This window comes from Methylophaga sp. UBA4204 (assembly GCF_002379485.1).
Lineage (GTDB): Bacteria > Pseudomonadota > Gammaproteobacteria > Nitrosococcales > Methylophagaceae > Methylophaga.
This window is the reverse complement of record NZ_DFTU01000078.1, coordinates 49124-55927: the sequence shown is the minus strand read 5'-3', so window position 1 is coordinate 55927 and position 6804 is coordinate 49124. Positions and strand designations below refer to the sequence as shown.

Genomic DNA, 6804 nt, shown 5'->3' with positions numbered 1-6804 from the left:
CATTTCCTGCACATGCATAAAGCGATTTTCAAAAACGGTTTCGACAATAGTGGCCTGCCCATCAGCAATACTGTTCAACGCAGTGAACTGAGCCTGCATATCCGTTGGGAAGGCTGGATAAGGTGCGGTTCGGATATTGACTGCTTTAGGACGTCTGCCTTCCATATCCAACGTGATCCAATCCTCACCAATTTCAATTTTTGCTCCAGCTTCTTCCAGCTTGAGCAAAACCGCTTCCAACTGATTGGCATCGGTATCCTTCAGTTTGACACGACCACGTGTAATTGCTGCCGCCACCAGATAAGTACCTGTTTCAATACGATCCGGAAGAATCGCATAATGAGTACCGTTGAGTTTTTCGACCCCTTCAATCTGAATCGTTGTCGAACCGGCACCGGTAATTTTCGCGCCCATTTGGTTCAAGTATTTGGCCAAGTCAACTACTTCAGGTTCTCGCGCCGCATTTTCAATTATGGTTGTACCTTTTGCCAGCGTTGCCGCCATCATCAGGTTTTCAGTACCGGTTACCGTGACCTGATCCATAAAGATATGGGCACCCTTGAGACCTTGACCACTGGTGGCTCGGATATAACCGTTTTCTACTTTAATTTCTGCGCCCATTTGCTCCAGACCACGCAAATGCAAATCCACAGGACGCGAACCAATCGCACAACCACCCGGCAAAGAGACATCCGCTTTACCGAAACGGGCCAGTAAAGGTCCCAGCACCAGAATCGATGCCCGCATGGTTTTGACCAAGTCATAAGCAGCTTCGGTAATCGTCAGCGTCGAAGGGTCAATTAACACTCCCGAACGTTCATCAACGGTGAGTGTTACCCCCATACGGCCTAACAACTCAAGTGTGGTTGTAATGTCATGTAAATGTGGCACATTGCCAATACGTACTGGCGAATCAGCTAACAACGCGCCCATCAGAATCGGCAACGCAGCATTTTTGGCACCGGAAATACGGATCTCGCCATCCAGCGCGACACCACCTTTAATGATTAATTTGTCCATGAATTTGCTCTGGAAGAATAAGGGAATGGATTAGCGAGAGACGCCCGTTTTCAGTGACAATGCGTGTACAGCACCACTACTGAAGCTGTCACCCAAAGTTGCTTTGACCATACGGTGTTGTTCTATCAGGCTTTTTCCAGAAAATGACGGACTAAAAACCCGGGCATCAAAATGCTGGCCATCTTCACCAAACACTTCAACATCAGCATCAGGTAAGCCTGCTTCAATCATTGCTTTGATATCTGCTGCTTTCATGTTTCACCACTTAAATTATAGTTATTGCAGAGGAAGAAGTTCTTCCAATCCGCTTGCTTCTGCCATCGCCAGCATCTGTGCCGGCATATTAAAATAACGAATCGGCTTGTCTAATTTTTCAGCCTGACGCATCCATTCGATCAGTAAAGCCAGGCCGGCACTGTCACTACGACTGACTTCACTTAAATCAACATCAAGCGGATCCACTTCGGCAAACAATTGATCCGTCATATCGATACCGCTGGCAGCGGTATCAAAAGTCAACTCACCGGAAACCAGGATACGTTTGGTAGCATCGTCAAAAATGAGCTTCATCATCTGGCTTTATCATTGCGTTTAGCAAGATTTTCAATCAAGGCATCCATTCCGCTGGTTCTAATATCACGGTTAAATGATGAACGGTAATTCGTCACCAGACTGATGCCTTCAATTTTGACATCATAAACTTTCCATTCATCGTTCTTGTTTTTATAAAGTGATAATGCCATCGGAACAGATGGACCGTTTGGTTGTACCACTTCCATTGGTACATCTACCCGCCCCTTTTTCAAGTCATCGCGAAAAGGCAGAAAGCGAATTTCTTCGTTAGTGTATTCCAGCATTGCCGTAGCGTAGGTTCTGACCAGTAACAAACGGAATTCTTCGACAAATTGGGCCTGTTGTTCAGCTGAAGCATCACGCCAGCTTCGACCTAATGCCAATTTGGCCATACGCTCGAAATCGAAATGTGGAAACAGGATATCCTGTACCAGCGTATAGATTTTCTGCGGATTGGTTTCCAGTTCAGCTTCATTATCCTTCAGAGCTTTCAGCATGTTGTCTGAGGCTTCTTTCACTAAAGCCTGTGGCTCCGGCATCGCCTGAGCGGATGCGCTGAACGCCAGCATGCCCAGCAAAAATGCTGACATTAACTGGAGAGACACCTGTTTAAATTTAATCATCTTATTCACCTTCCGCTGTACTGTACAAGAATTGTCCAATTACCTGCTCCAATACCACCGCTGGTTGAGTCAAATCAATCACATCACCGTCTTCCAGGAAGAAATCATCCGCACCTGGTGACAAACTGATGTATTGCTCTCCCAGCAAACCTGCAGTAAAGATGCTGGCAGAGGTATCTATCGGAATGTTGTCATATTGTGGATAGATATTAATGGTGACTTTTGCATCATAGGTGTCAGGATCCAGAGATATTGATGTTACACGACCAACTCTTACGCCTGCCATCGTCACTGGAGATCGTGGTTTCAATCCACCAATATTCTGAAAATTGGCGACGACTTCATAGCCTTTTTCATCCGTAATATCACCAAGATTACTGACCTTCATCGCCAACACAAATAAGGCTGCCATGCCAGCTGCGACAAACAAGCCGACCATAATTTCGGTACTTCTTTTCGAATTCATTTACACATCTCCAAACATCAACGCAGTCAGAACAAAGTCCAGGCCGAGAATAGCGAAAGCGGAATGGACAACTGTCCGCGTTGTGGCGCGCCCCACACCTTCCGAAGTTGGTGAGGCATCATAACCTTCAAACAGAGCAATCCATGTCACGACAAAACCAAAGACAATACTTTTTATTACCCCGTTCAGGATATCTTCATACCAGTCAGTTTTAGCCTGCATCTGTGACCAGAAAGCACCATCATCGACACCGAGCAGGCCATGTCCAACTAAAAAAGCGCCAAATATTCCTACAGCACTGAATATAGCTGCCAGTAATGGCATGGATATAAGACCCGCTAAAAATCTTGGAGCAACGATACGGCGCATCGGGTCAACAGCCATCATTTCCATACCTGATAACTGTTCTGTACTTTTCATCAAACCAATTTCAGCCGTCAGGGCCGAGCCAGCTCGACCGGCAAACAGTAACGCACTGACAACCGGGCCAAGCTCTCTGACTAATGATAATGAAACAAGCACACCTAAAGATTCTTCAGCACCAAAATCTACCAGCGTATTATAGCCCTGAAGACCAAGAACCATGCCCACAAATAAGCCGGATATCAGTATGATGAGTATTGATAAAACACCGACATAAAATAATTGCTGAACAACCAGTGAAAAGCGGAATACCGAGCTTGGAATCCCTGCCAGCATCTGCACTAAGAACAAATGGCCCCGTCCAAGTCGCTGAAAGGTATCTAGTCCCCAGCGACCAAGGCTGCGCAGCAGCTCGATCATTGTGTTTCCTTTGAATTCAACAGATCATTTTTAAAGTCATTACCCGGGTAATGAAACGGAACAGGTCCATCTGGTAAACCCTGTAAAAATTGCTTCACCCATTCCGAGCCAGAAGTTTTCAGCGTTTCGGGATTACCTTTCTCAATGACCTTTCCGCCGGACAACAGATAAATTTCATCAGCGATCTTGGTGGTTTCAGCGACATCATGTGACACGATAATACTGGTCAGTCCCATTGCATCGTTGATGCGGCGTATTAGATTCACCAGTGTACCCATTGAAATGGGATCCTGTCCGGTAAATGGCTCATCGTACATAATCATCATTGGGTCTAGTGTGACGGCCCGTGCCAGAGCAACTCGGCGCGCCATACCGCCAGATAACTCAGCAGGCATCATTTCCCGGGCATTTCTTAAGCCCACGGCCTGGAGTTTCATCAATACCAAATCACGAATCATTGATTCGGGCAACCTGGAATGTTCACGTAATGGAAAAGCAACATTTTCAAAAACATTGAGATCGGTCAGCAAGGCACCACTTTGAAACAACATTCCCATGCGCTTGCGCAATTCATAGAGCTTGGAATGAGAAAGCTTGTGGACATTTTGGCCATCAACTTCAACAGTACCGCGATCCGGTTTAAGCTGACCGCCAATCAGTTTAAGCAGCGTGGTTTTACCTGTACCACTCGGCCCCATGATAGCGGTTACCTTACCTTGGTAGATATCAATATCTACACCGCTGAAGATAACTTTGTCTCCACGGTTAAAATACAAATCCCTGATTTTTATCAGTGGCGCCATTTTTTACTGCCGATATTAGATATAAAGATCGGTAATTTTCTTGAATCGCTGTTGGTAAGTCAAATCGCTGTGTGGAAAAACCATTCTGTATCGGCTAAAGTGTTGTCGCCATGTTAAGTTTGAGGAACTAGTTCCATGGGTATTGACTCAAAGTTCCTGCAGATATTTTGGTAAACCACCGATCAAACGGAGAAATTTAAGAATGAAGAAATTTTTGCAAATCGTTGCAGCCGCAGTTATCGCCTTACCTTTGGTAGCCACAGCGCACGGCCCTACTCGTCAGGAAGTTGATGAGAAAATAGTGATTAATGCTTCACCTGAAAAAGTCTGGAGCATGCTCAAAGATTTTAGCGCCATTGATAAATGGCATCCAGCAGTTGAAAGTGTTGAAATGAAGGACGATAAGGTTCGTGTTTTAACATTGAAAAGCGAAGGCAACCCAACTATTACCGAAGAGCTGGATAAAATTAACGACGAAAAAATGACCTTGATTTACAAGATCACTGATATGAGCGTCGTTAAAACCATTACGTTTAACAGTCAAGATACACCTTATTACACCTTGCCCGTTTCTACCTACAAATCATGGATGTATGTTAATGAAGTAGATGGTGGAACTGAAGTAAGATGGCGCGGTAAATTCTATCGTTCTTTCATGGATAACCCACCAGTACCAGAAGGTCAGTCTGATGCTGAAGCGGTTGAAGCTGTAACTGCTGTGTATAAAAGCGGTTTGGAAAACCTGAAAAACATTATGGAAAAATAATGCTTTTTTCGAACGACAAAAATGCTTTTCTGAAAGCGGCCCTTAATCGGGTCGCTTTTTTTATGTTTGCAACGATTTCGTTAAGCGCCTGTGCAGAAAAAACTGACTATGCCTTTATCACCAACCAGCTCAGTGATGACATAACGGTGATTGATATAAATGAGCGGCAAGTAGTCAGCACGATTAAGGCCGGCAAGGCGCCGGCGGGAGTGGCATTAAGTCAGAACGGAAATCGAGTACTGATTACCAATCCTGACAGCCAGAATATTTCCGTTATTGATGCACGTAAATTAACTGAAATCAGCCAGATTCCAGTCGGTCAGGGACCGGTCGGTATCGCCACTAACCATGATGGCAGCATTGCTTATGTTGCTGACTGGTACGAACATAAAATCAGTATCGTCGACGTCGATGAACAACAAATCCGTCATCGTATCAACGTAGGGAAATCACCTGCAGGTATTATCCTCGATGAATCACGTAACCGATTATATGTTGCTAACCGTGATGACAATACTGTCAGCATCATCGACACTATTACTGAACAGGTTCTGGAAATCGTAAATGTTGGCAAATCCCCGTTTGGTCTTGCATTAACGACGGACGGACAACGGCTTTTCAGCGTAAATGTTCAAGATAACAGTGTGACGATGATTGATACTCATAACTTGACAGCAACGTCCACAATCGAGGTTGGTGAATGGCCCTATTGTGCGGTGGCTAGCCCTGATGGCAAGTTTCTCTATGTGACCAATCAGGATGAAAACAGCGTATCCGTGATAGACATTGCTACACAGAAGAATATTAATACCATTGATGTAGAAGACAGTCCGGAAGGTATTGATATAACGGCCAATGGTAAACATCTCTACGTTTCCAACTGGGGTAGTGACAGTGTATCCATCATTGACACGACTACGGGCAAACGTATTACTGATGTTAAAACTGGAAAAGGCAGCCGTGCTTTTGGTGATTTTATTATCAGTCAATAATCTGTTGTGACAATTCAGATAACTTCCCTGGCTGTAACTGACGCCACGTTAAGCAATAGAGCGGCCTTACTGGCTGAGCAACTTAATCTTGAATTAATGTTGCCTGATGCAGAAAAAGCCCAGCTGATTTTAACGCCTAACCGACTGGAAATTCGTTATCCCCAGCTGGGGGGGCCCGTTTTTATCGATTTTGTTAGCGGTAAAAATCAGCACCGACGTCAATTTGGTGGTGGTAGGGGTCAGCCACTGGCAAAAGCTGTAGGCCTTAAAAACGGCGCGAATCCAATTATCATCGATGCAACTGCCGGTTTTGGCAGGGATGCTTTTGTATTTGCCAGCCTCGGTTGTCAGGTGACAATGCTTGAACAGCAACCACTTGTAGCAGCCCTATTGTCCGATGCGATGCAACGTGCAGAGACAGATGCAGAGACGGCACAAATTATCTCGCGCATGCAGTTACACCAGAGCGATGCTACGAAGTATTTAGCCAGCCTTAGCGAAGCAGAAAGACCGGATGTGGTTTATCTGGATCCGATGTATCCAGCACGAGAAAAATCGGCTCTGGTCAAAAAGGAAATGCAGCTTTTACATCATCTGGTCGGCCCCGATAGTAATAGTGCCGAGTTACTCAATATTGCACGTAAAGTTGCGTTAAAACGGGTAACCGTTAAACGACCAAAAGGTGCTGAATTTTTCGCAGATCAAAAACCACACGTCAGCATTGAAAGTAAAAATACCCGTTACGATATTTATACTGGTTAATTGCCGTTAGCGTCGT

At 45.0% G+C, this 6804-nt stretch carries 10 protein-coding genes; 3 read left to right on the top strand and 7 right to left on the bottom strand.

Annotated features, from left to right (window positions below):
* The 7 genes from murA to B3182_RS11345 all read right to left on the bottom strand — a co-directional run.
* On the bottom strand, positions 1 to 1020 hold a 1020-nt coding region (gene murA, locus B3182_RS11375; protein WP_292752789.1), incomplete at its 3' end, for a UDP-N-acetylglucosamine 1-carboxyvinyltransferase.
* Positions 1021 to 1050: 30 nt separating this feature from the next.
* Entirely contained in the window at positions 1051 to 1275 is a 225-nt protein-coding gene (locus B3182_RS11370; protein WP_226071530.1) for a BolA family protein, read from the bottom strand.
* Positions 1276 to 1296: 21 nt separating this feature from the next.
* On the bottom strand, positions 1297 to 1593 hold the full coding sequence (locus B3182_RS11365; RefSeq protein ID WP_292401258.1) for an STAS domain-containing protein: 297 nt from the start codon (positions 1591 to 1593) through the stop codon (positions 1297 to 1299).
* Positions 1590 to 2216, bottom strand: coding sequence for an MlaC/ttg2D family ABC transporter substrate-binding protein (locus B3182_RS11360; protein ID WP_292356552.1), 627 nt, complete (start codon positions 2214 to 2216; stop codon positions 1590 to 1592). The genes B3182_RS11365 and B3182_RS11360 overlap by 4 nt, the downstream gene beginning before the upstream one ends.
* Position 2217: 1 nt before the next feature.
* Positions 2218 to 2682, bottom strand: a complete 465-nt coding sequence (gene mlaD / locus B3182_RS11355) for an outer membrane lipid asymmetry maintenance protein MlaD (protein WP_292356554.1) — start codon at positions 2680 to 2682, stop codon at positions 2218 to 2220.
* A complete protein-coding gene (mlaE, locus tag B3182_RS11350) occupies positions 2683 to 3465 on the bottom strand; it encodes a lipid asymmetry maintenance ABC transporter permease subunit MlaE (RefSeq protein WP_292356556.1) in 783 nt (260 codons plus the stop codon).
* Positions 3462 to 4268 carry an ABC transporter ATP-binding protein gene (locus B3182_RS11345; RefSeq protein ID WP_014705893.1) on the bottom strand — a complete coding sequence of 269 codons (807 nt, stop codon included), beginning with the start codon at positions 4266 to 4268 and terminating at the stop codon, positions 3462 to 3464. Before B3182_RS11345 ends, mlaE begins: the two co-directional genes overlap by 4 nt.
* 202 nt (positions 4269 to 4470) lie before the next feature.
* Between B3182_RS11345 and B3182_RS11340 the strand changes: the two genes are divergently transcribed.
* From B3182_RS11340 to B3182_RS11330, 3 genes are read left to right on the top strand one after another with little or no spacing between them, the layout of a single operon-like run.
* Positions 4471 to 5034 carry an SRPBCC family protein gene (locus B3182_RS11340; protein WP_292356559.1) on the top strand — a complete coding sequence of 188 codons (564 nt, stop codon included), beginning with the start codon at positions 4471 to 4473 and terminating at the stop codon, positions 5032 to 5034.
* On the top strand, positions 5034 to 6026 hold the full coding sequence (locus B3182_RS11335) for a beta-propeller fold lactonase family protein (RefSeq protein WP_292356561.1): 993 nt from the start codon (positions 5034 to 5036) through the stop codon (positions 6024 to 6026). Before B3182_RS11340 ends, B3182_RS11335 begins: the two co-directional genes overlap by 1 nt.
* A 6-nt stretch (positions 6027 to 6032) precedes the next feature.
* On the top strand, positions 6033 to 6788 hold the full coding sequence (locus B3182_RS11330) for a class I SAM-dependent methyltransferase (protein ID WP_292356563.1): 756 nt from the start codon (positions 6033 to 6035) through the stop codon (positions 6786 to 6788).
* Positions 6789 to 6804 lie beyond the last annotated feature (16 nt).